Origin of the sequence: Geobacter sp. 60473 (assembly GCF_036323535.1) — a bacterium.
Taxonomy (GTDB): domain Bacteria; phylum Desulfobacterota; class Desulfuromonadia; order Geobacterales; family Geobacteraceae; genus Geobacter; species Geobacter sulfurreducens.
This window is the reverse complement of the sequence record NZ_AP028967.1, coordinates 226,558-252,883: the sequence shown is the minus strand read 5'-3', so window position 1 is coordinate 252,883 and position 26,326 is coordinate 226,558. Positions and strand designations below refer to the sequence as shown.

Annotated in this window: 27 protein-coding genes, 1 tRNA gene and 2 riboswitches; of the genes, 16 read left to right on the top strand and 12 right to left on the bottom strand. The window is 62.1% G+C overall.

What is annotated here, in order from left to right:
• Nucleotides 1-8: 8 nt before the first annotated feature.
• Genes AABA48_RS01190 through moaA form a run of 5 tightly spaced genes read right to left on the bottom strand, consistent with a single transcriptional unit; the run spans nucleotide 9 to nucleotide 3,887 of the window.
• Nucleotides 9-1,325 carry an electron transfer flavoprotein subunit alpha gene (locus tag AABA48_RS01190; RefSeq protein ID WP_286351738.1) on the bottom strand — a complete coding sequence of 439 codons (1,317 nt, stop codon included), beginning with the start codon at nucleotides 1,323-1,325 and terminating at the stop codon, nucleotides 9-11.
• Nucleotides 1,326-1,360: 35 nt separating this feature from the next.
• Nucleotides 1,361-2,179 (bottom strand): electron transfer flavoprotein subunit beta/FixA family protein, encoded by an 819-nt coding sequence (locus tag AABA48_RS01185; protein ID WP_286351737.1) that lies wholly within the window; start codon nucleotides 2,177-2,179, stop codon nucleotides 1,361-1,363.
• 22 nt (nucleotides 2,180-2,201) lie between these two features.
• On the bottom strand, nucleotides 2,202-2,429 hold the full coding sequence (locus AABA48_RS01180) for a ribbon-helix-helix protein, CopG family (protein ID WP_192905474.1): 228 nt from the start codon (nucleotides 2,427-2,429) through the stop codon (nucleotides 2,202-2,204).
• 10 nt (nucleotides 2,430-2,439) lie between these two features.
• Nucleotides 2,440-2,895 (bottom strand): MOSC domain-containing protein, encoded by a 456-nt coding sequence (locus tag AABA48_RS01175; RefSeq protein ID WP_286351736.1) that lies wholly within the window; start codon nucleotides 2,893-2,895, stop codon nucleotides 2,440-2,442.
• An 11-nt stretch (nucleotides 2,896-2,906) separates the two neighbouring features.
• Nucleotides 2,907-3,887: a GTP 3',8-cyclase MoaA gene (gene moaA, locus AABA48_RS01170; RefSeq protein ID WP_286351735.1), complete on the bottom strand. Its 981-nt coding sequence runs from the start codon at nucleotides 3,885-3,887 to the stop codon at nucleotides 2,907-2,909.
• 497 nt (nucleotides 3,888-4,384) lie between these two features.
• Here moaA and AABA48_RS01165 point away from each other — a divergent pair, with 497 nt between their 5' ends.
• From AABA48_RS01165 to pta, 12 genes are all read left to right on the top strand, one after another.
• Nucleotides 4,385-5,548 (top strand): iron-containing alcohol dehydrogenase, encoded by a 1,164-nt coding sequence (locus AABA48_RS01165; RefSeq protein ID WP_192905471.1) that lies wholly within the window; start codon nucleotides 4,385-4,387, stop codon nucleotides 5,546-5,548.
• A gap of 29 nt (nucleotides 5,549-5,577) precedes the next feature.
• Nucleotides 5,578-5,695, top strand: a riboswitch (molybdenum cofactor riboswitch).
• Between the two features lie 17 nt (nucleotides 5,696-5,712).
• Nucleotides 5,713-7,443 carry an aldehyde ferredoxin oxidoreductase family protein gene (locus tag AABA48_RS01160; RefSeq protein ID WP_286351734.1) on the top strand — a complete coding sequence of 577 codons (1,731 nt, stop codon included), beginning with the start codon at nucleotides 5,713-5,715 and terminating at the stop codon, nucleotides 7,441-7,443.
• A gap of 83 nt (nucleotides 7,444-7,526) precedes the next feature.
• A complete protein-coding gene (locus tag AABA48_RS01155) occupies nucleotides 7,527-7,751 on the top strand; it encodes a MoaD/ThiS family protein (RefSeq protein ID WP_192905469.1) in 225 nt (74 codons plus the stop codon).
• Nucleotides 7,752-7,754: 3 nt separating this feature from the next.
• The gene (locus AABA48_RS01150) at nucleotides 7,755-8,597 is read left to right on the top strand and encodes a HesA/MoeB/ThiF family protein (RefSeq protein ID WP_192905468.1); all 843 of its coding nucleotides are present in this window, start codon (nucleotides 7,755-7,757) and stop codon (nucleotides 8,595-8,597) included.
• A 69-nt stretch (nucleotides 8,598-8,666) separates the two neighbouring features.
• Nucleotides 8,667-8,785, top strand: a riboswitch (molybdenum cofactor riboswitch).
• A 79-nt stretch (nucleotides 8,786-8,864) separates the two neighbouring features.
• Nucleotides 8,865-9,248, top strand: a complete 384-nt coding sequence (locus AABA48_RS01145) for a molybdenum cofactor biosynthesis protein MoaE (RefSeq protein WP_192905467.1) — start codon at nucleotides 8,865-8,867, stop codon at nucleotides 9,246-9,248.
• A 28-nt stretch (nucleotides 9,249-9,276) separates the two neighbouring features.
• Nucleotides 9,277-10,086: a substrate-binding domain-containing protein gene (locus AABA48_RS01140; RefSeq protein ID WP_192905466.1), complete on the top strand. Its 810-nt coding sequence runs from the start codon at nucleotides 9,277-9,279 to the stop codon at nucleotides 10,084-10,086.
• Nucleotides 10,087-10,158: 72 nt separating this feature from the next.
• Nucleotides 10,159-10,845, top strand: coding sequence for an ABC transporter permease (locus AABA48_RS01135; protein WP_014551933.1), 687 nt, complete (start codon nucleotides 10,159-10,161; stop codon nucleotides 10,843-10,845).
• A 7-nt stretch (nucleotides 10,846-10,852) separates the two neighbouring features.
• The gene (locus AABA48_RS01130) at nucleotides 10,853-11,593 is read left to right on the top strand and encodes an energy-coupling factor ABC transporter ATP-binding protein (RefSeq protein WP_192905465.1); all 741 of its coding nucleotides are present in this window, start codon (nucleotides 10,853-10,855) and stop codon (nucleotides 11,591-11,593) included.
• A complete protein-coding gene (locus AABA48_RS01125; protein WP_014551935.1) occupies nucleotides 11,548-12,765 on the top strand; it encodes a molybdopterin molybdotransferase MoeA in 1,218 nt (405 codons plus the stop codon). Before AABA48_RS01130 ends, AABA48_RS01125 begins: the two co-directional genes overlap by 46 nt.
• Before the next feature lie 12 nt (nucleotides 12,766-12,777).
• The gene (gene moaC / locus AABA48_RS01120; protein WP_014551936.1) at nucleotides 12,778-13,260 is read left to right on the top strand and encodes a cyclic pyranopterin monophosphate synthase MoaC; all 483 of its coding nucleotides are present in this window, start codon (nucleotides 12,778-12,780) and stop codon (nucleotides 13,258-13,260) included.
• Nucleotides 13,257-13,748 carry a molybdopterin adenylyltransferase gene (gene mog, locus AABA48_RS01115; protein ID WP_014551937.1) on the top strand — a complete coding sequence of 164 codons (492 nt, stop codon included), beginning with the start codon at nucleotides 13,257-13,259 and terminating at the stop codon, nucleotides 13,746-13,748. Before moaC ends, mog begins: the two co-directional genes overlap by 4 nt.
• 120 nt (nucleotides 13,749-13,868) lie before the next feature.
• Complete coding sequence (pta, locus tag AABA48_RS01110; protein WP_286351733.1) at nucleotides 13,869-14,870, top strand: phosphate acetyltransferase; 1,002 nt, start codon at nucleotides 13,869-13,871, stop codon at nucleotides 14,868-14,870.
• 141 nt (nucleotides 14,871-15,011) lie between these two features.
• Here the strand turns inward: pta and AABA48_RS01105 are convergent, their stop codons facing one another.
• Nucleotides 15,012-16,277 (bottom strand): acetate kinase, encoded by a 1,266-nt coding sequence (locus tag AABA48_RS01105; protein ID WP_286351732.1) that lies wholly within the window; start codon nucleotides 16,275-16,277, stop codon nucleotides 15,012-15,014.
• Nucleotides 16,278-16,532: 255 nt separating this feature from the next.
• On the opposite strand from AABA48_RS01105, the gene AABA48_RS01100 reads away from it, so the two are divergent.
• Entirely contained in the window at nucleotides 16,533-16,703 is a 171-nt protein-coding gene (locus AABA48_RS01100; RefSeq protein WP_010943346.1) for an indolepyruvate ferredoxin oxidoreductase subunit alpha, read from the top strand.
• 202 nt (nucleotides 16,704-16,905) lie between these two features.
• Here the strand turns inward: AABA48_RS01100 and AABA48_RS01095 are convergent, their stop codons facing one another.
• Nucleotides 16,906-18,360, bottom strand: coding sequence for a DUF3426 domain-containing protein (locus AABA48_RS01095; RefSeq protein ID WP_338270814.1), 1,455 nt, complete (start codon nucleotides 18,358-18,360; stop codon nucleotides 16,906-16,908).
• Between the two features lie 215 nt (nucleotides 18,361-18,575).
• Between AABA48_RS01095 and AABA48_RS01090 the strand changes: the two genes are divergently transcribed.
• A complete protein-coding gene (locus AABA48_RS01090) occupies nucleotides 18,576-19,265 on the top strand; it encodes a DUF1573 domain-containing protein (RefSeq protein WP_286351730.1) in 690 nt (229 codons plus the stop codon).
• On the opposite strand, the gene AABA48_RS01085 is transcribed toward AABA48_RS01090, so the two are convergent.
• On the bottom strand, nucleotides 19,231-20,124 hold the full coding sequence (locus AABA48_RS01085) for an MBL fold metallo-hydrolase (protein WP_010943349.1): 894 nt from the start codon (nucleotides 20,122-20,124) through the stop codon (nucleotides 19,231-19,233). The genes AABA48_RS01090 and AABA48_RS01085 overlap by 35 nt on opposite strands.
• Nucleotides 20,125-20,264: 140 nt before the next feature.
• Between AABA48_RS01085 and AABA48_RS01080 the strand changes: the two genes are divergently transcribed.
• Nucleotides 20,265-20,341: transfer RNA gene (locus AABA48_RS01080), tRNA-Arg, on the top strand.
• 85 nt (nucleotides 20,342-20,426) lie between these two features.
• Here AABA48_RS01080 and AABA48_RS01075 read toward each other — a convergent pair.
• Nucleotides 20,427-23,021, bottom strand: a complete 2,595-nt coding sequence (locus AABA48_RS01075) for an InlB B-repeat-containing protein (RefSeq protein WP_286351729.1) — start codon at nucleotides 23,019-23,021, stop codon at nucleotides 20,427-20,429.
• Between the two features lie 139 nt (nucleotides 23,022-23,160).
• Here AABA48_RS01075 and sfsA point away from each other — a divergent pair, with 139 nt between their 5' ends.
• The gene (gene sfsA, locus AABA48_RS01070; RefSeq protein ID WP_010943351.1) at nucleotides 23,161-23,859 is read left to right on the top strand and encodes a DNA/RNA nuclease SfsA; all 699 of its coding nucleotides are present in this window, start codon (nucleotides 23,161-23,163) and stop codon (nucleotides 23,857-23,859) included.
• 4 nt (nucleotides 23,860-23,863) lie between these two features.
• Here the strand turns inward: sfsA and AABA48_RS01065 are convergent, their stop codons facing one another.
• Genes AABA48_RS01065 through AABA48_RS01055 form a run of 3 tightly spaced genes read right to left on the bottom strand, consistent with a single transcriptional unit; the run spans nucleotide 23,864 to nucleotide 26,325 of the window.
• Nucleotides 23,864-24,319, bottom strand: coding sequence for a hydrogenase (locus AABA48_RS01065; protein WP_286351728.1), 456 nt, complete (start codon nucleotides 24,317-24,319; stop codon nucleotides 23,864-23,866).
• 15 nt (nucleotides 24,320-24,334) lie between these two features.
• Complete coding sequence (locus AABA48_RS01060; protein WP_324312627.1) at nucleotides 24,335-25,771, bottom strand: Ni/Fe hydrogenase subunit alpha; 1,437 nt, start codon at nucleotides 25,769-25,771, stop codon at nucleotides 24,335-24,337.
• Nucleotides 25,772-25,779: 8 nt separating this feature from the next.
• On the bottom strand, nucleotides 25,780-26,325 hold the full coding sequence (locus tag AABA48_RS01055; RefSeq protein WP_214302677.1) for an NADP oxidoreductase: 546 nt from the start codon (nucleotides 26,323-26,325) through the stop codon (nucleotides 25,780-25,782).
• Between the last annotated feature and the right edge of the window lies 1 nt (nucleotide 26,326).

The window sequence follows — 26,326 nt, the reverse complement described above, 5'->3', positions numbered from 1 at the left end:
GTGGACCTCTATCGGATGGTTGACTGCTTCAGCTGCCTGAGCTGGGAGGTGAGGGCCGGGACCACGCGGAAGAGATCCCCCACGATGCCGTAGGTGGCCACCTGGAAGATGGGGGCCTCCTTGTCCCGGTTGATGGCGATGACCATGTCCGAGTCCTGCATCCCCACCAGGTGCTGGATCGCCCCTGAGATGCCGCAGGCGATGTAGATCTTCGGCCGGACGGTCTTGCCGGTCTGCCCCACCTGGCGCTCGTGGGGCATCCAGCCGGCGTCCACGGCGCTGCGGGACGCCCCCACCACCCCGCCCAGCTCGTCGGCCAGCTCCTGGAGCAGGCCGAAGTTCTCCTTGGCCATCATACCCCGGCCGCCGGAGACGATGAACTCGGCCCCGGCGATGTCGACTCCCCCCTTCTTGTCCCGGATGATCTCCAGGACCTTGGTGAGGATGTCGGCTTCCCTGATGGCGCAGGTTTCCCGGACGACCTCGCCGGTGGCCCCCTCCCTCCGACCGGGCATCTGCATCACGTGGGGGCGGACCGTGGCCATCTGGGGGCGGAACCGGTCGCACATGATGGTGGCCATGATGTTGCCGCCAAAGGCAGGACGGGTCTGACGCAGATTCCGCCGGTCATCCACGTCGAGACCGGTGCAGTCGGCGGTGAGCCCGGTCTTCACCCGGGTGGCCACGGCGCCCGCCAGGTCGCGCCCCATGCCGGTGGCCCCCATGAGGACGATCTCCGGCTTGTACGTTTCAATGAGGGAACAGCAGGCCTCCAGGTACGCCTCTGTCCGATAGTGGCGGAATACCGGCTGATCCAGCAGATAGGCCCTGGTGGCGCCGTAGGCGAAGGCCTCGTGGCAGAGGTGCTCCACATTTTCGCCGATGACCAGTGCGCAGAGCTCCGTGCCGAGGCTCCCTGCCAACCCGGCCCCGGCCCCCATCAACTCCCAGGAGACCCGCGCCGGCTCCCCCTCGGTCTGCTCCACGAAGACCCAGACCCCGCGCCAGGCGGCGATGGCCTCGCGCCGGAGCCGCTCCTCCTCGTCCACCCCGTCGTCGGCCTGACCGGCCTCCTTCTCCAGGAGGGCGAGGATCGCCAGCTCCGCGGGGGTGTAGAAGATCTCCAGGGCGTTCCCCGGGCAGGCCTTCACACACTTGACGCAGCCGATGCATTTGTCCTCAACGATGCGCGGCTCCCCTGAACCGCCCATCTCGATACCGTCCACCGGGCAGGCGCTCTGGCACCGGGCGCCGCAGGCGATGCACTTTCCTTCGACAAGGCTCGCCTTGCCGCGGGGTCTCTTCGGTTTTACCGGTTGGGTCATGGAATACCTCGTTCAAGCGTTAACGCGTTCAAGCGCTACACCGCCAGCATGTCCTTGGCCAGCAACTGTTCGATCAAGAGCCGCGCCGTTCCCACCGGGTCGCCGATCCCGTCGCCGATGATCTCCCCCTTGTCCCGCTCCGGGGAAAAAATCCGGCTCACCCAGGTGGGGGATCCCTTGAGGCCGACGCTATTCACGTCCAGGTGGAGCACGTCGTTGCCCCAGACCGTCACTTGGGCCTTGCGGGCCGCGAGCCGCATGGGGACGCTGGGGTAGCGGGGGCGGTTCAGCTCCCGCACCACGGTGATCATGACCGGCAGGGGCGCCTCCACGATCTCGTAGCGCCCTTCCAGCTTGCGCCGCACCCTGATCCGCCGGGCGGAGACATCCAGCTGCTCGATGCGGTCCACCAGCGTCAACTGGGTGAAGCCGAGGCGAACGGCAATGCCGGGGCCCACCTGGGCCGTGTCGCCGTCGATGGTCTGCTTGCCGCAGAAGACGATCCCCACCTCCTCACCGCTCTCTTGGGCAATCTTCGCGATGGCCGCGGCCAGCACGTTGCTGGTGGAGAGAGTGTCGGCACCGCCGAAACAGCGGTCGGAGCAGAGGATGGCGTCATCGGCCCCCAGGCAGAGGGCCTTGCGGAGCGCCGCCTCGGCGTTGGGCGGCCCCATGGAAAGGGCCACGGACCGCAATCCGTAGCGGTCTTTGACCCGCAGTCCCTCCTCCAGGGCGTGGGTATCGTAGGGATTGACGATGAACGGAATTCCTTCGCGCACCAGGGTGTTGGTCACCGGGTCGATCTGGACCTGGGTCGTGTCGGGCACCTGTTTTATGCAGGCGACGGTGATCATGGATATTCCCTCCTGAAGCGGCTCATGCCCTCCTGCGGGCCTCGCCGCATTTCATTGCCGCGGCCCGGATGGCATCAAGCCGGCCGGCCCGCTCCACCTTGTCCGCGAACTGGAAGAACGCTTCCCGCATGATGTCCGAGGCGCTCATCTTCATTTTCTCCATGAGCCGCTTGACTTCCTCCATCTGCTCGTCGGTAACCCGAACAGAAATGACCGTCGGCTTGGTGTTTACGTAGACCGATTTCCCCATTGTTCCCTCCCTACCTGAGCCCGATGTCGTCGCCCGCAAGAACCTCGACCGGTTCGCCGGCGTGAACCGCCCCTCCCCGCACCACCCGGGCGAATATCCCTTCCTTCGGCATAACGCAGTCCCCTGCCTGATGATAGATGGCGCAGCGGGTGTGGCACTCCTTGCCGATCTGGGTGACCTCCAGGACCGCCCCACCTACCCTGAGGCGGCTCCCCACCGGCAGCGCCGGCAGGTCGATCCCCGCGGTGGTGATGTTTTCGGCAAAATCGCCAGAATCCACGTCAAGGCCCAGGGACCTCATCTTGTCTATGCTTTCCCGGGCCAGCAGGCTCACCTGCCGGTGCCAGGGACCGGCGTGGGCGTCCCCCACGATGCCGTGTTCCTCCCTGAGATCCACTCCATCCACCGGGGTCTTCCGCTCTCCCTTGTTTCTGCTGATGCTGACCGCGACGATCCGTCCGTCCATCCCGTCCTCCCCTATCCCCCGATCCGTGACATGGCCACGGTGCCGTCCCCAACGTCCCCGTTCTCCAGGTGGTGCCGGCCGGGCTTGCCGACAATGAGCGACCGGAGCCCCCGGCGCAGGAGATCGTGATCGTCCGCAGCCAGCAAGGGCTTGAGATCGAGCCCCTCACCGGAGAAGAGGCAGCCTCGCGCAACGCCCGCCGCGGTTACCCTGATCCGGTTGCACTGGTCGCAGAAGTGACCGGAGACTGGGGTGATGATCCCGATGGCGCCGGCAGCGCCGCTGATCCTGAAGTTCCGGGCAGGGCCGGCCATCTCGGCGCTCACCATCGGCAGCAACGGGAATCGCTCTCCGATCCGCCGGAGGATTTCTCTCCCCGGCACGCAGTGTTCACGCCACCCTTCCTCCCTCAGTGTCGGCATGTACTCGATAAAGCGAACCGTCCAGGGCTTGTCCACCGTCAGGGCGGCAAAGTCCAGGAGTTCTTCGTCATTGACACCCCGCATCACCACCACGTTGATCTTCACGGGAGGAAACCCGGCAGCCTCCGCAGCGGCGATGCCGTCCAGCACCCTCTGCAGCTCCCCTCCCCGCGTAATGTACGAGAAGGTTTCGGGGCGGAGCGAATCGAGACTGATATTGAGCCGCTTGACCCCGGCCCGCCGCAGGGGGGCAGCCGTCTCCGTCAGCTGCAGGCCGTTGGTGGTCAGCACAAGTTCCCGCAACCCGGGAATCGCTGCCACACGGCCCGCGAAATCGACAAGCCCTTTCCGCACCAGAGGCTCGCCGCCTGTGATGCGGATTTTCTCGATTCCGAGGGAAACCGCTTCGCGGGACACCCGCAGCAGATCTTCGTAGCTCAGGGTCTCGCCGTGGCGGAGCTTGGGGACTCCGCCCGCCGGCATGCAGTAGCGGCAGCGGAGATTGCAGCGGTCCGTAACGGAAAGCCTGAGATAGGTAATGCGTCTGCCGAACGAATCAATGAGGCCCATGATCTGCTCCACGTCGTGATGATGGGGATGACGACCAGGTAGTCATCGAAGCCGTTGGCAAGTTCAGTACCAATGGCACGCCGACGGCACGAACCGGAGCCGGCCGGCATGCGCCGATGCCACTACTGACGGGGTTTTCCGGGGATTTTTACAGAGTCCTCTCCGGGAAGGACAGGGGTGAGCAGGGCGGGCCACGAACTGTTCCAATACATTACAGCCGTTCCGGAATGGAACGCCTCATCGCTCCATTGCAGAACAACGTTAAATTAATTCGTATTCAATATACTGCCCGCGTTTACAGCTTTTCAGTCAATGTTTACAACAAAATCAGCGCGTTAAACCACCACAACCATCATGACCGAAATGACTTGGTATGCGACTTGCCATATCATCAAACAGTCGTTCTACAAATCCGTATGCACAATCGCTGAAGAGAATCTCCGCAAGACCCATCACCATGGCGGCAGCACCGCACACAACAAAAGGAGGAAGTACACATGGCATTGGCAGATCAAACGTTCGGTTTCTTCATCCCCACGGTAACCCTCATGGGAGTCGGCTCCTCCAAGGAGACCGGCGCCCAGGTAAAGGCCCTCGGCGCCAAGAAGGCCCTGCTGGTCACCGACAAGGGGATCTCGGCCATCGGCATGGCCGACCAGGTCAAGCAGCAGGTTGAAGCGGCTGGTGTGCAGGTCGTCATCTTCGACGGCGCCGAGCCCAATCCCACGGACAAGAACGTTCATGACGGCGTGAAGGTCTATCAGGACAACCAGTGCGACTCCATCATCTCCCTCGGCGGCGGCAGCTCCCACGACTGTGCCAAAGGAGTGGGCCTCGTGATCGGCAATGGCGGCAACATTCGCGACTTCGAAGGGGTCAACAAGTCCACCAGGCCCATGCCCCCGTTCGTGGCCATCAACACCACCGCCGGCACCGCCAGCGAGATGACCCGCTTCTGCATCATCACCAACACCGACACCAAGGTAAAGATGGCCATTGTCGACTGGCGCTGCACCCCGAACATCGCCATCAACGACCCGGTCCTGATGGTCGGCAAGCCGGCCCCCCTCACCGCCGCCACCGGCATGGACGCCCTGACCCACGCCGTTGAGGCCTATGTTTCCACCATCGCCACCCCCATCACCGATGCCTGCGCCCTCCAGGCCATCCGGCTCATCGCCGACTGGCTCCGCCCCGCGGTGGCCAACGGCAAGAACCTGGAAGCCCGCGACAAGATGGCCTACGCCGAATACCTGGCCGGCATGGCGTTCAACAACGCGAGCCTCGGCTACGTCCACGCCATGGCCCACCAGCTCGGCGGCTTCTACAACCTCCCCCACGGGGTCTGCAACGCCATCCTGCTGCCGGCGGTCTGTGAATTCAACATGATATCCAATCCGAAGCGCTTCGCCGATATCGCCGTTGCCATGGGCGAGACCATCGACGGACTCTCCGACGTGGCTGCCGCCGCCAAGGGCATCGCCGCCATCCGCGAGCTCTCCGCTGACATCGGCATCCCGGCGGGACTCACGGCCCTTAACGTGAAGGAAACCGACCTTCGCATCATGGCCGAAAACGCCATGAAAGACGCATGCATGCTGACCAACCCCCGCATCGCTACCCTTGACTGCGTAATCGGCATCTACAAGGCGGCAATGTAACAGCGACGCGCCCCCTTCCCTTCGAAGGGGGCTGCCATACTCTCCGAGCCTGGCAGCCTACAAGGTACGCCTCATGGCAAAAGGCCACCGGGTGCCCCCGGAAACGGCGGCGCCTCCCTTTCGGAAAGGAGAGCACACCAACACATGAAAGGGAGTAACAGCTCATGGATAAGATTCTTCGCGTAAACATGGCCGATCTGAGTACCAGGATCGAAGCGGTTCCCGCCGAATGGGCGGGGCTCGGCGGCCGCGGACTGACATCGGCGATTGTTGCCGCCGAGGTCCCCCCCACCTGCCACCCCCTGGGACCGAGCAACAAGCTGGTTTTTGCCCCGGGACTCCTGAGCGGCACCCCGGCCGCCAACTCGGGCCGTCTCTCCGCCGGGGCCAAGAGCCCCCTGACCGGGACCATCAAGGAGAGCAACGCCGGCGGCACCTCGGCCCAGATGCTGGCCCGGCTCGGCATAAAGGCGCTCATCATCGAAGGGGCTCCCACGGCCGATGCCTGGTACAGCCTCCATGTATCCACGGACGGGGTCGCAATCCGGGAAGAAACCGAGTTGATCGGCAAAGGGAATTTCGCCGTGATCGAAGCCGTTGAATCCCGGCTCGGGAAGAAAACCGGCGTCCTCACCATTGGTCCGGCCGGCGAACTGAAGATGACCGCGGCCAACATTTCCGTCAAGGACCCGGACAGCAAGATCCGCAGCCACGGCCGCGGCGGCCTCGGCGCCGTCATGGGCTCCAAGAGAATCAAGTTTATCTCCGTCAACGACGAAGGAGCCCCCAAGGTGCCGATTGCCGACCCGGAGAAGTTCAAGGCCGCGGCCCGCGCCTTCGCCAAGGCCCTCCTGGACCACCCGGTAAGCGGCGAGGGGCTCCCAACCTACGGCACCAACGTGCTGGTCAACATCCTCAACGAGGCGGGCGGCCTGCCGACCCGCAACTTCACCATCGGCCAGTTCGAGGGGCACGACAAGATCTCGGGCGAAACCATGCACGACACCATCGTGGGCCGCGGCGGCAAGCATAAGCACGGCTGCCACGCCGGCTGCATCATCCAGTGCTCCCAGGTCTACCACGACAAGGAAGGCAAGTACGTCACTTCCGGCTTCGAGTACGAAACCATCTGGGGGCTCGGCGCCGACTGCTGCATCGACAACCTGGACGACATCGCCGTTGCCGACAATCTCATGGACGACATCGGCATCGACTCCATCGAGACCGCCGTTATGTTCGGCGTGGCCATGGAGGCCGGCATCCTCCCCTTCGGCGACGGCAAGGGGATCATCCGCCTGCTGAAGGACGAAATCGGCAAGGGAAGCCCCCTGGGGCGGATCCTCGGCGGTGGCGCGGCCTCAGTCGGCAAGGCCTACGGCGTCACCCGCGTTCCGGTGGTGAAAAACCAGGGAATTCCGGCCTACGACCCCCGGTCGGTCAAGGGTATCGGCATCACCTACGCCACCAGCACCATGGGGGCCGACCACACCGCCGGCTACACCATCGCCACGAACATCCTCAATGTGGGCGGCTTTGTGGATCCCCTGAAAAAGGACGGGCAGGTGGAGCTTTCCCGCAATCTGCAGATTGCCACCGCGGCTGTGGACTCCACCGGCATGTGCATCTTCATCGCCTTCCCGGCCCTGGACATCCCCGAGTGTCTGCCGGCCCTGATCGACATGATCAATGCCCGCTTCGGCATCAACCTGACCGGCGACGACGTGACCAACCTGGGCAAGCAGATCCTGAAGACCGAGCGGCAATTCAACATCGAGGCAGGCTTCACCAAAGAGCACGACCGCCTGCCGGAATTCTTCAAGACCGAGCCGGTGGCGCCCCATAATGCCGTGTGGGACTTCACCGACGCCGAGATCGACGAATTCTGGAATTTCTAGGGACACCTGCGAACACGGCGCGGACACATCCTCGTGTCCGCGCCCGGAAAACAAACGATCCGCCGGCCGTTGAAGGAGTCACCATGGAGATCACTGTCAAGCTGTTTGCCATGTTCCGCATCGGACGTTTTACCGCGGCAAGGAAACAGTGCGAGCCGGGGACAGTCCCCGCAGACATCGCAAACCGGCTGAGCATTCCGGAGAAAGACATCGGCATCGTGCTGGTCAACGGTCGGCACGCCAAGCTGGACCACCGGCTCTCGGACGGGGACACCCTCTCGCTGTTCCCTCTGGTGGGAGGAGGGTAACCGATGGACCTGCTCGAATTCATCGCGGCTGAAGCAACGGGAGACCTCTTCCCCTGGGCGGCCCAGGTCAGGGCTGCCGAGCGGTTCGGCCTCACCCTTGGCCGGGTTGAGGAGACAGCCCTGACCCACGGCCTGATGCCGGCACGCTATCAGCGGAACCGCCAGACCATCAGCGTGGAAAGGCAGCTCCACCTCTTCCGGAGCCGGGCAGTCATCATCGGCAGCGGCGGCCTCGGCGGCTACCTGGTGGAAGAGTTGGCCCGCCTCGGGGTCGGAAACCTGGTGGTGGTGGATCCAGACATCTTCGAGGAACACAACCTGAACCGCCAGATCCTCTCCTCCCCGGCACTGCTCGGCAGGTCAAAGTCAGCAGTCGCCGCAGAGCGCGTGGCCGAGATAAACCCCGCTGTAACCATCACGCCTCTCCAGGTGGCGTTTTCCAGGGAAAACGGCCGTGAGATCCTGACTCGGGCCGACGTGGTGCTGGACGGTCTGGACAGCATCACCACCCGCCTGGAACTTGTCGACCTCTGCCGTGAGCTTTCAATCCCCCTCGTACACGGTGCCATAGGGGGCTGGTACGGGCAGATCGCCTCACAACTGCCGGGCGACGACATTTCCCCCTCACTCTTCGGGAGCTGGTCGGAGCCGCGCGGGATTGAAACCCGCCTCGGCAACCCGTCCTTCACCCCAGCCGTGGTGGCGAGCCTCCAGGTGGCGGAAGCATGCAAGATCCTGCTCGGGGAAGGAGAATCGCTCCGTAACCGGATGATTTTCGTAAACCTTCTCGACATGGAGTTCGATGAGGTACTGCTCGAACCGGCGCCTGCGGCGGTGGGAGAGTAGCGCAATACGTACTGCTGCCAGGAAAAGGTTGACAGACCGGACGGTTGCATACATCATGGGTAGCATATTCGAGTAACATCTCTCCGAGCCGCTGCGCCTGCAAGGTTACAACCTATGGCGCCCGGCCAACGGGTTCCGCTGGAAACGGCGGCGCCTCCCTTTTGGAAAGGAGATTCCCCGGTCGCCATGCGTCCAAGGGCCTCCTTCCATTCGGCAGGAGGCTTTTTTTGTGTGCGGATTATCCTGACTGCGAGGTGAGCCACAACCATGGTCATCATTACCGACACCCCCATCGACCCCACAACTGCCTATGGGCTTCTCTCAAAAGGGACTTCAGGCTCGATTGTCCTTCACTACGCCGTGGTGAAACAGGACGCCGGCAACAGCGCGCCCACCGCCTGCATCGACTACCGGTTCGACGCTGGTGCGATCGAGGAACTCGAGGCAATCTCCGCCGAGTTGCGCCAGCAGTGGCAACTGGAAGACGTTCTTCTGATCAGGCGGGAGGGTTGCCTGGGCGTCGGAGAGATCATCTCTCTTGTGGCCGCAAGCTCCCCCAACAGCGAGGACGCTTTTTCCGCCTGCCGGCACGGCATCGCCCGTCTCAAGAAAATGTCGACCGTTCACAAGCGGGAGCAATTTGCAGAGTAGAAGCAATCCACCAAAAGGAGACTCGCCCATGAAAATGTATCGTTCGTTCGCGGCAACCCTCGTTGCGCTCCTCATGCTCGTTACCGTTGCCGGTGCCGAGGAGCGCCTCAAAATGTCCACCACAACCTCAACCCAGGACTCGGGACTGCTCAAAGTTCTTCTTCCCCCGTTCGAGAAGAAGAACAACGTCAAGGTCGATGTGATTGCCGTGGGTACCGGTCAGGCCCTGAAACTGGGCGAAGCGGGCGATGTTGATGTGGTCTTCGTCCATGCCCGCAAGCTGGAAGACAAGTTCGTGGCCGACGGATTCGGAGTGAACCGCAAAGACGTCATGTACAACGACTTCGTCATCATTGGCCCGAAAAACGACCCGGCAGGCATCGCCAAGGCGAAGACAGCCGCAGAGGCCCTGAAGCTGCTCGCTGCGAAAGGAGCCTCCTTCATTTCCCGGGGCGACAAGTCGGGCACTCATACCAAGGAACTTGACCTCTGGAAGTCCGCCGGCGTTGATCCTAAAGGAGACTGGTATGTGGAAGCGGGCCAGGGCATGGGACCGGTCATCACGATGGCCACCGAGCGGCGCGCCTACACCCTGACCGACCGGGGGACATACAATGCCTTCAAGGGTGCCAAAACCGATCTTGTGATTCTGTTCCAGGGTGAAAAAGGACTCTTCAACCCCTACGGGATCATGGCCGTCAATCCGAAAAAATTCCCCCACGTCAAGTATGACCTGGCCATGAAACTCATCGACTACATCACCGGCCCGGAGGGGCTGAAGACCATCTCCGACTACAAGGCCCACGGCGAACCGGTCTTCTTTATTTACAAGAAATAGAAATCATCATAGCATTGAACCGCTGACCGGGGGTATCCGTGACCGGTCAGCGGTTCGCTCTCATCCGCAGCCATGGACTTTTACTCCGAATCCCTTACGACCGCTCTCCAGCTCATTGCCTCCCGCGACCCGGACGTGGTCAGCGCGGTGACCGTATCAATCGTCGTATCGCTCTGGTCGACCCTGTTCGCGGCCCTGGCCGGCGTGCCGACGGGTGTGATGGTGGCGGTGGCGGAATTTCCCGGCAAGCGGGCGGCGGTGACGCTGCTCAACACCCTCATGGCCCTGCCCACGGTCGTTGTGGGACTCTTCGTCTACAGTCTCATCAGCCGCCAGGGTCCCCTGGGCGAATTCGGCCTTCTCTTCACACCTTGGGCCATGGTCGTGGGACAGACGCTCCTGGCCATCCCCATCGTGGCGAACCTAACCATGAGTGCCATCAAGGGCGCCGATCCCCGCATCGTCCCAACGGCCCTCACCTTGGGCGCCGGGCCGTTCGAAAGTATCCGACGACTGGTACTGGAGATGCGCTTCGGTATCATGGCCGCGCTCATTGCCGCCTTTGGCAGGGTTATCGCCGAGGTGGGAGTTGCCATGATGCTCGGCGGCAACATCCGGAGCCATACCCGGACCATGACGACCGCCATCGCCATGGAGACAGGCAAGGGGGAATTCGCCTTGGGGCTCGCCCTGGGGCTCATCCTCATGGCGGTCGCGCTGATCGTCAACATGGCTCTCAACGCCCTGCAGCAGAGGTGACAGCACCATGAGCGAATGCATCCGGCTCACCAACATACGCACTACCTACGCCGGCCGGACCGTCCTTGCCATTGACCGGCTCACGCTGCGCAGCGGCAGGATCTATACCCTCACCGGCGCCAACGGTGCCGGGAAGAGCACCCTCCTCTCCCACCTGGCTCTCCTCGCGGCACCCACAAGCGGCGAAATCGTCTTCGGCGACCGGACGGTGCGCTGGAACAATGGCTCACTTCAGCACCTGCGGCGCCAAGTCACGCTGGTGCACCAGTCTCCGTACCTCTTCACCGGCAGTGTTTTCACCAATGTGGCCTACGGCCTCAAACTTCGCGGCGTCCACGGTGAAGAATTAAAGAGCAGGGTCGAGAGTGCCCTGACCCTTGTGGGTCTCGGCGGATTCGGCCATCGCCGCTCCCGTGAGCTCTCCGGCGGAGAGGCCCAGCGGGTCGCCCTGGCCAGGGCGCTGGCACTCAAAACGAGCATCCTGCTTCTGGACGAGCCCCTGGCCAACGTCGACCGGGCAACGAGTGAGCTCCTCACCTCCATCATCGCCGGTCTGCCGGCCGACGGGACCATGGTCATCATGACCACCCACGACCCGGAGCATGCGGAGCGGCTGGGTGGAGACCGCATTCACCTGGTGGCGGGCGAACTGGCCAACCCGCTTACGGGCGTCAAATTATCCAGCAGCGAAGGAGATGAATTGTGCCGTCTTTCACCGAAGCCCGCAGCATTATTCTCGATCGCGTAGCGCCGCTCGGTGTCGAGCGGGTGGGTATCCTGGAGGCCGTCGGCCGGGTCCTTGCCGAGGACTTGATCGCCCCCTGGGAGATGCCCCTCTGCGACAACTCCGCCATGGACGGCTTTGCCGTGCGCGCCGACGACTGTGGTGAGGTTCCCGTATCCCTGAAGGTTACGGGCTATATTCCCGCCGGCGGCCGGCCCGAAGGCCCGGTGGAGCCCGGCTGCGTCATCAGGATCATGACCGGCGCACCGGTACCGCCCGGCTGCGACGCGGTGGTGCCGGTGGAAGAAACCGAAGACGAAGGCGGCACGGTCCGGATCATGGCAGCAGTCGCGCGCCGCCAGCACATCCGCTTCAAGGGAGAAGATGTCGCCACGGGCGATATCGTGGTCCCCCGCGGCACCCTGCTCCAGCCCCCCGAAATCAGCATGCTCGCATCCTTCGGCAAGGCGCTGGTGCCGGTATTCCGCAAGGCCCGGGTCGCCATTCTGTCCACCGGCGACGAACTGGTCGAATTGGGCGAATCCCCCGCGCCGGGCACGATCATCAACTCCAATGCCCTGTCCCTGGCAGCCGCGGTACGCCTGTGCGGCGCCGAACCGGTCATCATCGGCATCGCCCGCGACAACCGGGAAAGCCACCGGGAAAAGCTTGCCGAAGGGCTTAGGGCAGACGTCCTCATCACGTCGGCCGGCGTCTCGGCCGGCGACCGCGACCTGGTCCGCGATGTCCTGGCCGAACTGGGGGCTGAACAGCTCTTCTGGAAAGTCGACATGAAACCCGGCGGCCCCACCGCTTTCAGCATGCATGGTCAGGTACCGGTCTTCTCCCTTCCCGGCAACCCGGTCTCCACCATGATCACCTTCGAGTTCTTCGTCCGCCCGGCGCTCCTGCGGATGATGGGACACTCCCGCGTGGTGCGCCCCTTTGTTAAGGCCACGCTTCTCGAGGAGGCACGCAAGAAACCGGGCAAGGTAAACTTTCTCAGGGTACAGGCGACGGAACGGGACGGCCGTCTGGTGGCTTCCACCGCCGGTGAGCAGCACACCGGCATTCTCAGAACCATGGTCAATGCCAACGCGCTCGTGCTGCTTCCCCGGGAGGCCTCGGTCGTCCCGGCCGGAAGCGAAGTGGAGATGATGATCCTGCGGGACGACGTTGCGATGCTGGAACGCTAGGGGGAATCACATATGTCTTTCAACCATTTTGACGACCAGGGAAGGGCCATTATGGTGGACGTGAGTGGCAAGCAGCCGACCCTGCGCACCGCCACGGCCGCCGCCACGGTATCAATGCAGCCGGACACCCTGGCCGACCTGCTGGCCGGCCGGACCACCAAGGGCGATGTCCTGGGCGTGGCACGGATCGCCGGCATCGCCGCCGCCAAGAAGACACCGGAGCTGATCCCCCTTTCCCATCCCCTGGCCATCCACCACGCGGCAATCGATTTCGATACCGACCAGGCCTGCGGCACCGTCACCGTCAGAGCCACGGTACGGGCCTTCGAGCGGACCGGAGTGGAGATGGAAGCCATGACCTCGGCGGCCGTGGCAGCACTCACCATCTACGACATGTGCAAGGGAGCCGACAAGGGAATCACCATCAGCCAGATTCGCCTTCTCTTCAAGGAGGGAGGGAAGAGCGGCACGTGGCAGAGGGAGGAAGGACAATGAAGGCGGCGATTCTAACCCTGAGCGACAAGGGTTCCCGGGGCGAACGGGCCGACGCCAGCGGTCCGGCCCTCGTCGCATGGCTGGCTGAACAGGGCGTCGAAACGGTGCGCACAGAGATCATCCCCGACGAGGCCGACCTCATTTCCGCCCGCCTCGCCGCATGGGCCGACGCAGAAGACGTGGACCTGATTCTCACAACAGGCGGCACCGGAGTCTCCCCCCGGGACGTTACCCCCGATGCCACCATGACGATCCTTGATCGGCTCATCCCCGGCTTCGGCGAGGTGATGCGGATGAGGAGCCTCCAGAAAACCCCCAACGCCATGATCTCTCGGGCCGTGGCCGGGATCAGGGGAACCGCCTTGATCATCAACCTCCCCGGCAGCCCCCGTGGCGCCGTTGAAAACCTGGAAGCGGTCTGGCCGGCCGTGCCGCACGCCGTTGAAAAAATCCAGGGCGACACCCGCGACTGCGCCCCAGTACACTGAAACAATCTCTCTTTCAGCCATCCCGAAACCCGGCCCACGCCGGGTTTTTTGTTGACCGGGTCCCCGGTATGGGCTATACACTAGAATTCCGTTTTAATTTTAGACCAAGGAGGATCGACCATGGGTCTGATGGACCAAATCAAGGCTAAAGCCCGGAACAACCTGCAAACAATCGTGCTCCCGGAGAGCTATGATGACCGGATGTATGCCGCCGCCCAACAGATCGTGGAACAGGGTTTGGCAAAAGTCGTCATGCTTGGCAATGCCGACGCCATCGCCAGGAAAGCGGCCGACCTTGGCGTCACCATCTCCGGTGTCGAGTTGATCGATCCGGCAACGTCTCCCAAGCTCAACGAATATGCCGACGCCCTCGCGGAACTCCGCAAGAGCAAGGGGCTCTCCAAGGATGAAGCCCTTAAGCTCCTTACCGCGGCAGACAACCTCTACTATGCCGGCATGATGGTCCGCCAGGGTGACGCCGGAGGAGAAGTGGCCGGCGCCACCGGCACCACCGGCGACGTGCTCCGGGCAGCTTTTCAGACCGTGGGCCCTGCCAAGGGGATCAAAACGGTTTCCTCATTTTTCTTCATGGTCACCAAGACCCCGTCCTTCGGCGAAAACGGTATCATCTTCTTTGCCGACTGCGCCGTAAACCCCAACCCCGATGCCCAGGCCCTGGCCGACATCGCCGTGGCCACCGCCCGCAACTGCAAGGCCTTCCTCGACGTGGACGCACGGGTGGCCATGCTTTCATTCTCCACCAAGGGAAGCGCCAGCCATGCTGACGTGGACAAGGTCCTCAAGGCCATGGAACTGGCCAAGGCCATTGACCCCGCGCTTCAGATCGACGGTGAACTCCAGGCTGACGCGGCCCTCCTTCCCAAGGTGGGCGAGCGCAAGGCCCCGGGCAGCACCGTGGCCGGCAAGGCCAACGTTCTCATCTTCCCGGACCTGGACGCCGGCAACATTGCCTACAAGCTCGTGGAGCGAGTGGCCGGCGCAGAGGCCATCGGCCCAATCATCCAGGGCCTGGCAAAGCCGGTGAATGACCTCTCCCGGGGCTGTTCGGTGGAAGACATCGTCAATGTTGCCGCCATTACCGCGGTCCAGGCCCAGGGATAACCAGCCCGCAAACGAAGCACCGCAAAAGGCCGCCGGCATCCCCCGGCGGCCTTTTGCTCTCCCCCATCTCCGTCAACCACGCAAAAAGGCCGTCGGACTGCTGCCCGACGGCCTTCATGTTTCACGATTCGTTGCGGGTCGTTACTTTCTCACAAAGTCCGTCCGTGCAAACGAATAGTCGAAATTCATGTGATCGGTGTAAGTGCCGTTGAGAATGGCCACCACGTCCTCGGTGAAGACGAGTTCTTCATCCGTGGGGATGACGAACACCTTGATGGGAGAATCATCGGTGGTGATGAGGCTTTCCCGCTTGCGGGTCATGGCTCCCTTATTCCGTTCGCGGTCGAGCTTGATGCCGATTCCTTCAAGGCCCTCGATGGTTTTCTCGCGGATGGGCCACCCCATCTCCCCCACACCGGCGGTGAAGACCACGGCGTCGAGGCGCCCCAGCGCAGCCATATAGGTCCCGATGTACTTTTTCAGACGGTAGGCCTCGATATCGAGAGCCACCTTGCAGCGATGATCACCGTTGGACGCATGTTCGATGACGTCGCGGCGGTCCGTAAAGCGACCGGTCACCCCGAGCACACCGCTCTTCTTGTTGAGGATGCTGTCGATTTCCTTGGCGGAAAGGTTTTCCTTCTGCATCATGAACGCGGGGATGGCCGGATCGATGTCGCCGCAGCGGGTCCCCATGACGGCACCTTCGAGCGGGGTAAGCCCCATGCTCGTATCAACGGAGACTCCGCCCTTGATGGCACAATGGGACACCCCGTTGCCGATATGCATGGTGATGATGTTGCACTCGGAAGGCTTCTTGCCGAGAAGAACGGCAGCCCGCTTCGATACGTAGAGATGGGACGTACCGTGGAAGCCATAGCGGCGCACACCGTATTTTTCATACCACTCGTAGGGAAGCGGATAGAGGTAGGCATGCTCGGGCATGGTCTGATGGAACGCCGTATCGAAAATGGCCACGTGGGGAACGTGGGGGAGAACCGCCTGAGCGGCCTCGATGCCGGCGATGTTGGGAGGGTTGTGCAGGGGGGCCAGATGCTGAACCTCCTTAACCGCATCCAGCACCTTTTCGTCGATGAGCACCGAACGGGTGAACATTTCCCCCCCGTGGACGACCCGGTGACCGACCGCGGATATCTCGTTGATATCTCCCAGAACGCCCTGCTCTGCATCCACCACGGTCCTGATGATCAGGTCAATGGCCACCTGGTGGTCGGGACACTCATACTCTTTCCGGTACGTTTCCCGGCCCGGCACCTCGTGCATGATGAACGAGTCGCCGATAATGACCCGCTCCACCATGCCCTTGGCAACGACCTCTTTTCTCTCCCAGTCGAACAGCTGGTACTTCACCGATGAGCTGCCGCAATTGAGGGCAAGTATGATCATCATTCCTCCTGATTGAGCGAAAATAAAAATTGTTCAACGCGAATAAAACAAGCAATTTCAAGATGATTTAAGAGAGATGATACAGATGGGGACAGAAAAATAAAACTGTTTTTTACATATACAATACGGAAAAGTCGAATTCAAGTTTTTTTAAGGGGCTGGGTCGGACCGGCAAAACCTTTCCTCTGGACTTCGCAGAAACCCTGTGATATGTTTACGCTGCTTTCAGAAAAATATTTCACAAGGAGGTATACCGTGTCCCACGCTATTTCCGACGACTGCACCAATTGCGGCGCCTGTGTCGATTCCTGCCCGGTCAACGCTATTGCACCGGCCGGCGACAAGCACAAGATTGATGCAGATACGTGTATCGACTGCGGCGCTTGCGTCGACACCTGCCCGGTAAGCGCTATCAGCGCAGCCTAACCGACAGGTCGTACCACTTCAATACCGGCATGACATGCGTCATGCCGGTATTTTTTTGCCCTGACAACGAAAAAGGCCGGCTTTCATGCCGGCCTTTTTCGTTGTCCATTATTCAATTACTGGTCGAATCCACCCAATCAGAGAATCTACCCTGCGAGCCCCACCTGCCCCACGGGTCAGGATGCTTGACCGGGCCTCATACTCACTGGGTGGCAACAGTTGAACCGGTCACCTCCACGGTGAAATCGGTGGCCTCCCGGGGGATATTCGCCAGAACGATAACAAAGGGGATTCTCTTACCCGGCTGGACTCCCAGGTTCGACAGGGAATCACCGAACTGGTTATTCATGGCTGACTCGATCTTTGCCATGGGGAGCGAGGCTATCTGTTCGTCGCTCAGGCTGTTGCCGCAGTAGGCAACCTTTTGCACCACCGCCTGGCCGCCCGACCCCAGCAGCGCGCCCTTCACCTGGATGGACGCCCGGGGCTTGCGGTAGTTATTAATGGCTTCGCCACGAATCACGAAAACCTCTCCCGCCTCCGCGTTGGCCAGATACCCCCCACTGACCTTGTCAAGACCGATCCCTCCCTCCTCCCGCGCTTCAAATCCGAGCCACTCGGCAACAAAGCCGATGCCGAGCTTATTGAAGGCGGCAGGTCCCTCCTTGAAGAAGTAGAAGCCGAACCCGGCAAGCGCTACGATTACAAGGACCGACACCACAATAGCAACGAGGGGAAGGAGGGAGCGTCCCTTGCGGCGTGACGAGATGACAAGAGGGGGAGCCTCCTCTTCTCCAAAGGGAACAACAAGGGGGGACGACGGTGTTGTCGTCGCGGCTGGTTCAGCAACAGACTGCTCCGGAAGCGTGGCGGCTGGCGCGTTGATTCGGTCACGGGTCTCGGGCTCCGGCGCGGTCTCGTCAATACCGAGATCAAGCTCACCGAAATCGAACGGTTCTGCTTCTTCCTCAGCCTCGATCTTCGAGGAGGCATCTTCTTTTGCCACCCCCTCCTCGAACTCCAGAGCAAAGTCTCCGGTGGAGCCTTTTTCCCGCCCCCCCGCATCTGTTGCGGCAGCAAAGGCCTCGGGGCTCACCTCGCCAAAAGCGATCTCGCCCCCGAATCCACCGACGGCAGACACAGCTGCAGGCCCGGTCGGCCGCGACTGCTCTTGCGTGACAGAATCCTCTCCGAATCCACCGAAATCAAATCCCTCCGGCTCCGAGGCAGTTGACTGCCCCGTATGTTCTTCGCTCCCTGCCGTTGGTTTTCCGCCGAAGTCGAACGAGAAATCCTCATCAGTAGCAGCCGGGCCAGAAGGGATTCCCGAGGAAGCCGCCAAATTGTCGGCAGCTTCCTCGGCATCAGAATCAGCGGGAGTAAATGACGGAGCCTGCGCCTGCTGAGGCGCCCAGGCCGGTTCACTCTCTTTCCCTGCATCCTGAGCCGCGGCCACGGCGGCAGCGGAAGCCTCCCTGCCCTCCGTCGCATCCAGCCCTTGCAGAATCGAGTCGAAATCCGGCTCTTCCGCAGGAGCTTCTTTTTTTATGACGAAAATGTGTCGACATTTGGAACAACGGACCTTGATGCCGGCGGCTGTTACCTTGGAGTCGTCAAGTCGGAACTTGCTGCTGCATTGCGCACACTGGATGATCATTGGTCACTCCACGGTGAGAGGTGGGGCAGCGGAAGAAGGCCACCACGGCAAAAAACGGCGCCGAGTCGGTAATTTCGGACTTTTCTATAACAGATAAGGGCACTTAGTGTCAATTCAATATGGTCACCAGCCCACCCTTTATGCTATACCATTTCAAGGAGCCATGAACAGAATACAGCCATGGTTCAAGACATTTCAGCATTCGGAGAACGCGCATGCGCCAACTGCTCGCCCCATTACTGACCATCATGCTGCTCCTTCAGTGCGTCACTGCGGCATTCGCCGCACCAACCCTGTCGGTGGACAAGCCTTTTTTTGATTTCGGAACCATCCCTCAGGGGAAAAAGCTCGATCATGTCTTTACGCTGAAGAACAAGGGAGACTCCCCTCTGTCGATCGTAAGGACCAAATCGTCCTGCGGCTGCACCGTGATCAGCCTCCCCCGCAAAACCATCGAACCCGGAGGAAGCGTCGAACTCAAGACCACATTCGACTCGACCACGTTCGGCGGCAAGGTCACCAAGACCATAACCGTCGAAACCAATGATCCTGCAAACCCGAACTACACGCTCACCCTCACGGGTGTTGTCAGCGAGGTACTGGTTGTGGTGCCCCGGCAGTTGAACCTGGGACAGATAAAGGCGGGAACAAGCGGGGTATTCACCGTGACGATGGAGAACAAGGGAAACCGGCCCGTGAAGATAACCTCCGTCACCTCCCCCATGCCGCAGGTCAAGGCAACAGCCGGCAAACAAACCATCAAGCCCGGCGAAAGCACTTCCATAACCATGTCGGTGGCACCCCGGCCGGAAGACCGGTTTCTGAGCGGATTCATCATCATAAAGACCGATATGCCGGGCAAACCCGAAATCACCGTGCCGGTGTACGGCTCTGTGTCGAAGTAGCGGCAGCCTCCAGGTCTTCCTTGAGATCAAGATAGGCGCGCTCCACGTTCACGTCGAAAAACGTGCGGAAGCCGGGCATGGCGTCGTAACGCGGCAGCCTGAACTGGGCCTTTGTCTCGGGAAGACTCCTGCCGGCCTCGATGTGACGCAGAACCTCGGTGAGAAATTCCTTGAAGAAGAGCCTGAACCGCCTGAGCCCGGCACGGTCGGACACATCGCCGAGGCCGGGAAGCACGTGCTTTGCCCCCACCGCTTCCAGGCTTTCCAGAGTGACGACCCAATCTCGCATCTTCCCTTCCCCCATGTACCCCACCACGTCGTTGTAAAAGAGATCCGACGTAAAGAGCACCCCTTCGTTCGGAAGGTAGATGATGATGTCACCTTCCCGGTGACCGAACTCGGTACTGTTCAGGACCAGGACCGTTTTCCCCCGGATGAGGGTCAACCCTTTATCGAAGAAGGTCACGTGATTACGAAGCTGGCGCGACTCTCCCCTGAGAGACTGCCAGGTCTGCCAGGAGGTTATGATCTCCACGTTGGCGGGAAAGTCGAAATCCACATGATTATAGCCGGGATGATGGTGGGTAAGGATCACGTAGCGCAGAGGAATGGGGGTGATCTCGGCAATTGCGTCGATCAACTCGCGGATCCCTTCGGGGATGAAATGTGCTCCCGCCAAGATTACCTGATAGGGGGTAACCACAATCATCGCGTTGCTGGCGGCCTTTCCCTCCGGCAGGGCAATGGCCGCATATACCCCTTCCTCCATCTGCTTTATTTCGTAATGGGCAGCCTGGGCGGGGGTAAAGCCGACAACGAGACAGAGCACGACAAGAAGGATGACAGGTACGTTCTTCATGACCCTCGAACCTTGAAATTTTCGACCAGTGTAGCAAAAGGGTGCACCTAAACACAACCGCGGCATGGATTCAGAGACCGGCATCGAAAAAACTTTCCTCTTGTGAAATCATCGATGATGGTGTATCAATAGAGATTCGCGGGCGGTTAGCTCAGTTGGATAGAGCGCAGGCCTCCGAAGCCTGAGGTCGCTGGTTCGAATCCAGTATCGCCCGCCATTTACATGAACCAAGCGAATTCGCTTGCAAAAAACCCCGCCGGCATGAAGCCCGGCGGGGTTTTTTCATTGGCCGTGGCTCCCGGTCAGCGGATGACCACATTCTGGGCCGTGAGCGAGCCCCTACCCACCGTAACAACGCCCTGCAACGTCGTTAAGCCGGGGCTGGACGAGAACGTTGCGTCATACCCTCCCTTGAAGAGCACGGCTATGGCGTTTGCCAAGGTCACGTTGCCGGCAAGCTCGGTCGCCTGGGTCTCGATGGTGCATGAAGTTCCCCCGATGCACGCGGCATAGGCCTCAGCGATTGTTGAATAATAGCTCGTGGTTCCCGCAGTAAGCTTCACGGGAGGCATTTTCGTGAATGTTGCCGTCACGGCCACGGGGCCATACTGGGTAACCGTACAGCCATCAGTACCGGAGCAGGCACCCGACCAGCCGGCAAAAATCGATCCAGCGCTCGGCGTTGCGCTGAGCACCACCGGAGCAGCATTAAAGACCGCGCTGCACCCTGAACCGTCGAGACAGCTAATGCCTCCCGGCGCGCTCGACACGGTGCCGCCACCCGTGCCGACAACGGTCACACTGAGGTTGATGCCGGGCGTAACGGTGATTTCGGCCGATTTCGGTCCTTCCACGCCGTTCTTGAGTACCGATACGGCAATGTAGTAGGTAACGCCGTTCATCAGGCCGGAAATCACATGTGCCGGGGTAGTGCCAACCGGGTCGGGGGTCGCATAGTTACCCGATGTAATACCGTAGTAAACCTTGTAGCCGGTAATGCCCGACTCCTGGCTGGCGGTCCAGGAAATGCCCGCCGTACCATTGCCCGGCACGCCGGAGAGACCGGTCGGCGCGGCCGGCCGATCCAGGGAGAAGGATGCTGTCACGTTCTTCGCACCATCCATGGTTACCGTGCAGACGGGAGAGGTGCCGGCGCAGTCGCCGCCCCACCCCGTAAATACATAGCCGGTTGCAGGAGCCGCGGTGAGGGCAACCGAATCGCCCTGAAGGTAGTCGCCTTCTCCCGACAGATCCACCCAGGTAAAGGCGCCCAGATCATCGGCAACGCTGCCCCCACCCGTGGTCGAAACGCTGAGGGTCTCTTTCCGGCCGAAGATCCGGTGGACGTGGATGTCGGTATCGCCTTCCTCCCGGGTGAAGGTGCTCACCAGGACAATGTTTCCATCGGGTTGGAGCGCTACGCCCCGTCCTGCGTCATCGCCCGAATTGATGGTATAGAACCCGTAGAAATTGTAGATGGTGTTGTCTGTAGTTCCGTCGGCATTGAGTCGGAACACAAGGATGTCGGTGTCGGTCGCGTAACCGAAGGACCCCACCACAACGATCTTGCCGTCAGGCTGGATCACCAGTGCTTCGGCCCTGTCGTTATATACGTCGCCATCCTTGTAGTCCCCGACCGGGGCATTGAAATCATTGTCCCGCGTACCGTTCTCATTGAGGCGGAGCACCCAGATATCCGTGTCACCCGCACCCCACTGATAGGCCCCTACCACCACGATTTTGCCGTCAGGCTGGACGGCTATCCCCAGGCCTTCGTCGTTGCCGGCATCGCCGGCCATGAAGAAATTATTCAATCCGTCATTAAAGTTGTCGAGGGTGCCGTCGGTTTTGAGTCGCTGCACGAAGAGATCGGTTTCGCCGCTCGGGTTAGCATAGGTGCCGACGAGCAGTATCTTCCCGTCCGCCTGGAGCGCTACTCCATTCCCGAAACTGTTGCCGGGAAGGTTGGGCCGGTAGTAGCCGGTATTGCCGTTGAAGGCGCTGTCGAGCACTCCGGTCGCCGTAAGACGGATCACCTGGATTTTTTTCGCTCCGGCAACATCCCTGGTGCCGATAATCACGATCCTGCCGTCGGGCTGAACCAGCAGATTTCCGGCCTCGTTGGCGCCGGAGGCCCCCTCCTGGTACTTCCCGCCCGTGCCGAAAGAGGTATCAAGTACGCCGGCTGAATCGTAGCGTCGGACCTCCCAGGCGGTAGTGGCACTTCCCACGGTGCCGAGAACGAGAATTTTGCCGTCGCCCTGCAACGCCACGCCGGCGGCACGGTCAGCCGTGCCCGCGTCAATCACGACTGAACCCTGAACCCCGAAGCTGGTGTCCGGCTCCCCCTGCGCCGTGAGTCGCCAGAGGACGATGTCGGTATTGCCCGCCGCCTGCTCCACGGTGCCGACCACCAGCAGCTTGCCGTCCGGCTGCACCACGACCCCCTTGCCCCGGTCGTTCCCCGTGCCGCCTAACAATGCCACTCCCTGGCCGCCGAAAAAGCCGGTATCGATGAGGTCGTCATAAACGATGGCGGCGGGATAAGGGGGATCGGGGACCGCCACCCCGTCCTGCTGAAACTGGAGGAATACGTCGTAAAAGGAAAGACTGAGCGGTTCAGTCAGCTTAAAGCGCTTTGATGCCGCAACCGGCTCCCAGTCTGTCCAGGTGCTGTCGTCGATGCTGAAGCGCATCGCCTGCACGGTTCCCCCGTGCAGGGCGGCATTGATGCCGAGCGTCACCATGGGATAGTTGGTGAACTTCGCACCGCCGTTGATAGTCAAAACATCGGCCTGGGCGGCTACCTGCAGCACGAGCACCATGCCGGCAGTTGCCGGCAGGAGACGAGCGTAACGGCCAAGCTGTCCTGCAACCCGAATCATCAATCCGATCATCTTACCCCTCCGTGCACTGACACTCAGGCAGACATTCTACCTGGGACCGCTCTAATTTTCCAGACATCATTTCCACCGCGTGAAGACAGCCTGTCGACAGATTGTTGCCATCACATCGCCGGCGTGCTATCTGTCAGGCATGATTCTGCCACGACCTCTTTACTCCGGCACCCTGATCCGGCGCTACCAGCGCTTCCTGGCCGACGTACGCCTCGACGACGGGACGGTGGTCACCGCCCACTGCCCGAACTCGGGGAGCATGAAAGGATGCTGCCAGCCGGGAAGCGCCGTGTTCCTTTCTCTCAGCGACAATCCGAAGCGGCGCCTCGCCTACACCTGGGAACTGGTCATGGCTGACGGCTACTGGGCGGGGATAAACACGGGCCTCCCCAACCGGCTCGTCCGGGAGGGGATTGAAAACGGCACCGTCGCGGAACTCCTGGGGTATGAGCGCATCCGGCCCGAAGTCCGCTACGGGACGAACAGCCGGGTTGATCTGCTGCTGGAAGGGCCTGGCCGCTGCTGGGTCGAAGTGAAAAATGTGACCCTCGTGGAAGGGGGAACGGCCCTCTTCCCCGACGCCGTGACGGAACGGGGGCAAAAACACCTGCGGGAGTTGATGGAGGTGGTGCGGCAGGGGGACCGGGGAGTGATCTTCTTCGTGGTCCAGCGTGGCGACGGGTCTGCCGTGGCCCCGGCGGACGCCATTGACCCGGTGTACGGCCGGCTTCTGCGGCAGGCCGTGACTGCCGGGGTAGAAGCCCTGGCCTACCGGGCGCTCGTAACGCCGGAGGAAATCCGGCTCACGGAGCGGCTGCCGGTGCTTGCCGGGGAATGATCCCTCACCCTCCGGACAGCTTCCGCACTAGGGCACGGGCCACACGGTCGGCCTCGGCCAGGTTGGCGCGGGCCCTGTCGCTGAACCCTTCCCCGTGGCTGAAATCTTCTCCCGGCACGGTCACGAGCCATGCCGGCGGGGTCCGGCCGTAAAGCTCCCCGGCATAGGCCAAAAGCAGCTCGGGAGCCAGGTGGTGCCCCAGGGCACCCTCGCCGGATGAAGCCGCCAGAGAGACGGCAGCCACCGAGCTCATGCCGCCGACGGCCGGGCAGGCGTCAAAAAAGATGACGCCGGTCACCTCCGGGGCGGCGATCTCCTCGGCCATCTCGGGCAGGAGCTGGTGGGCTTCGACGGCACGCACGCTGCCCAGAGGGGAGCCCCCCTCCACCATCGCAGGAAGGACCGCCCCGGCCCCATCGTCGCGCCGCAGGCGATTGCCGTAGCCGATCAGCAGGACCATGACCTGCCCCTCTCGCTATCTTCCCCGTTTCGCCTCATCCAGCACCGTCCCGTCCGGCCCCAGGAGCATCACCCGCAGCGGCATCCTGCCGTAGGCATGGGTGGCGCAGGAAAGGCAGGGATCATAGGCCCGCACACCGTGCTCGATCCGGTTGAGAATCCCTTCCGTGAACTCCCCTCCCCTGATGAACTCCGCCGCCACCTGCCGGATGGTCCGGTTAATGGCAAGATTGTTCATGCCGGTGGCGATAAGCAGGTTCACACGGCTGACAATGCCGTCGTCATCCACCTCGTAGTCATGAAAGAGGGTGCCGCGGGGCGCTTCGCAGAAGCCGACACCGGCCGGTCGATTCACTCCGGCCTCGCTCCGGACGTGGCGATCCAGGATGTCCGGCTCGTCCAGGAGCATCCCGATCCGCTCCAGGGCGTGGAGGATCTCGATGAGCCGGGCATGGTGGTAGTGGAAACTGCCGGTGACCATGCCGCCGGCGCCGCGCACCTGCCGGAACGCGGCAAGTTCGCGGTCGGCCTCGGGGGTCCCGGCGCGGTCGCAGATATTTAACCGGGCCAGGGGCCCCACCCGGAACATCCCCCCCCCTTCCCGGTCGCCATGGGGCTGGTAGTAGGGGAAGGTCATGTAGCTCCAGGGCTCGGCCCGCTCGGTTATGGCCTGGGCGTAGTGCTCCGGGGAAAGCTCATCCACGTGGACGCCTGCCGAATCGGTGAAGCGGAGGGAGCCGTCGTAGTGCTCCAGACCACCGTCAGATGCCGTCAGCCCCGCGAAGAGCGAGGGAAAGTCCCCATACGCGGTTATCTCGGCTTCGTGGCGGGCGTAGATGCCGTCAAGCATGCCCAGGGCGCCCCGGACGATGGCGAGCCCCTCGGGCAGAAGCGCGGCGATCCGGTCCCGGCCTTCCGGGGAGAGCGGCTCACGGACTCCGCCCGGCACCGCCCAGGAGGGATGGATGCTCTCTCCGGCCACGGCGCTTACGATCTTCTGGCCGATCTGACGGAGACGGATGCCGCCGCGGGCCACCTCCGGGTGGTGCGCCACCAGGCCCCAGAGGTTGCGGCGGGAGGGCTCCTCGTCCATACCCATGAGAAGATCGGCGGCGGAGAGGTGGAAGAAGCTCAGGGCATGGCTCTGGATGAGAGAGGCCAGATTGGCGATCCGGCGCAGGTGGACTGCGGCCGGGGGAATCTCCACGCCGAGGATGGCATCGCCGGCACGGGCAGCGGAGATGGAGTGGCTGACGGGGCAGATGCCGCAGATGCGGGCGGTGATGCCGGGCATCTCCCAGATGCTGCGGCCGATGCATATCCGCTCGAACCCGCGGAATTCGGTCACGTGAAACCGGGCATCGGCCACGGCCCCGGCATCGTCGAGCCTGATGGTGATGGTCGCGTGCCCTTCGATGCGGGTGACGGGATCTATGGTTATGGTGCGGGACATGGAAATACCTATCCGAACGTGAGCATGCCGGGGGCCAGGTGTACCGGCTCTCCCCGCAGCAGGCATTCAATGGCTGCCCGGATCCGGTCCGGGTCAGGCGGACAGCCGGGAATGTAGCCGTCCACCGGAATCACCTGGTGGAGCGGCAGGGCCCGCGGCAGAAGCTGGGGCACTGCCGCATAGTCGAAGGCGGGCGAGGCCTCGCCGTCACAGCGAAAGGGATCCAGGGTCTCGGCAACGGTGAGAAGGTTGCGCATGGCAGTAACGTTACCGGTGATGGCACAGTCGCCGAAACTGATCACGGTCCGGCTCCGCTGACGGATGATACCGGCCATGGCCAGATTCGCACGATTGGTTACCGCCCCCTCCACCAGCGCCACATCCACGCCCGCCGGGAATTCCTTGGCATCCACGAACGGCCCGTAGACCAGGTCCGCCGCCTGGGACAGTTCCAGGAGATACTCATCCAGGTCGAGGAAGCTCATGTGGCACCCCGAGCAGCCTCCCAGCCAGACCGTGGCAAGCCGGAGCCGGCCGCTGCCGATCAGTTCCATT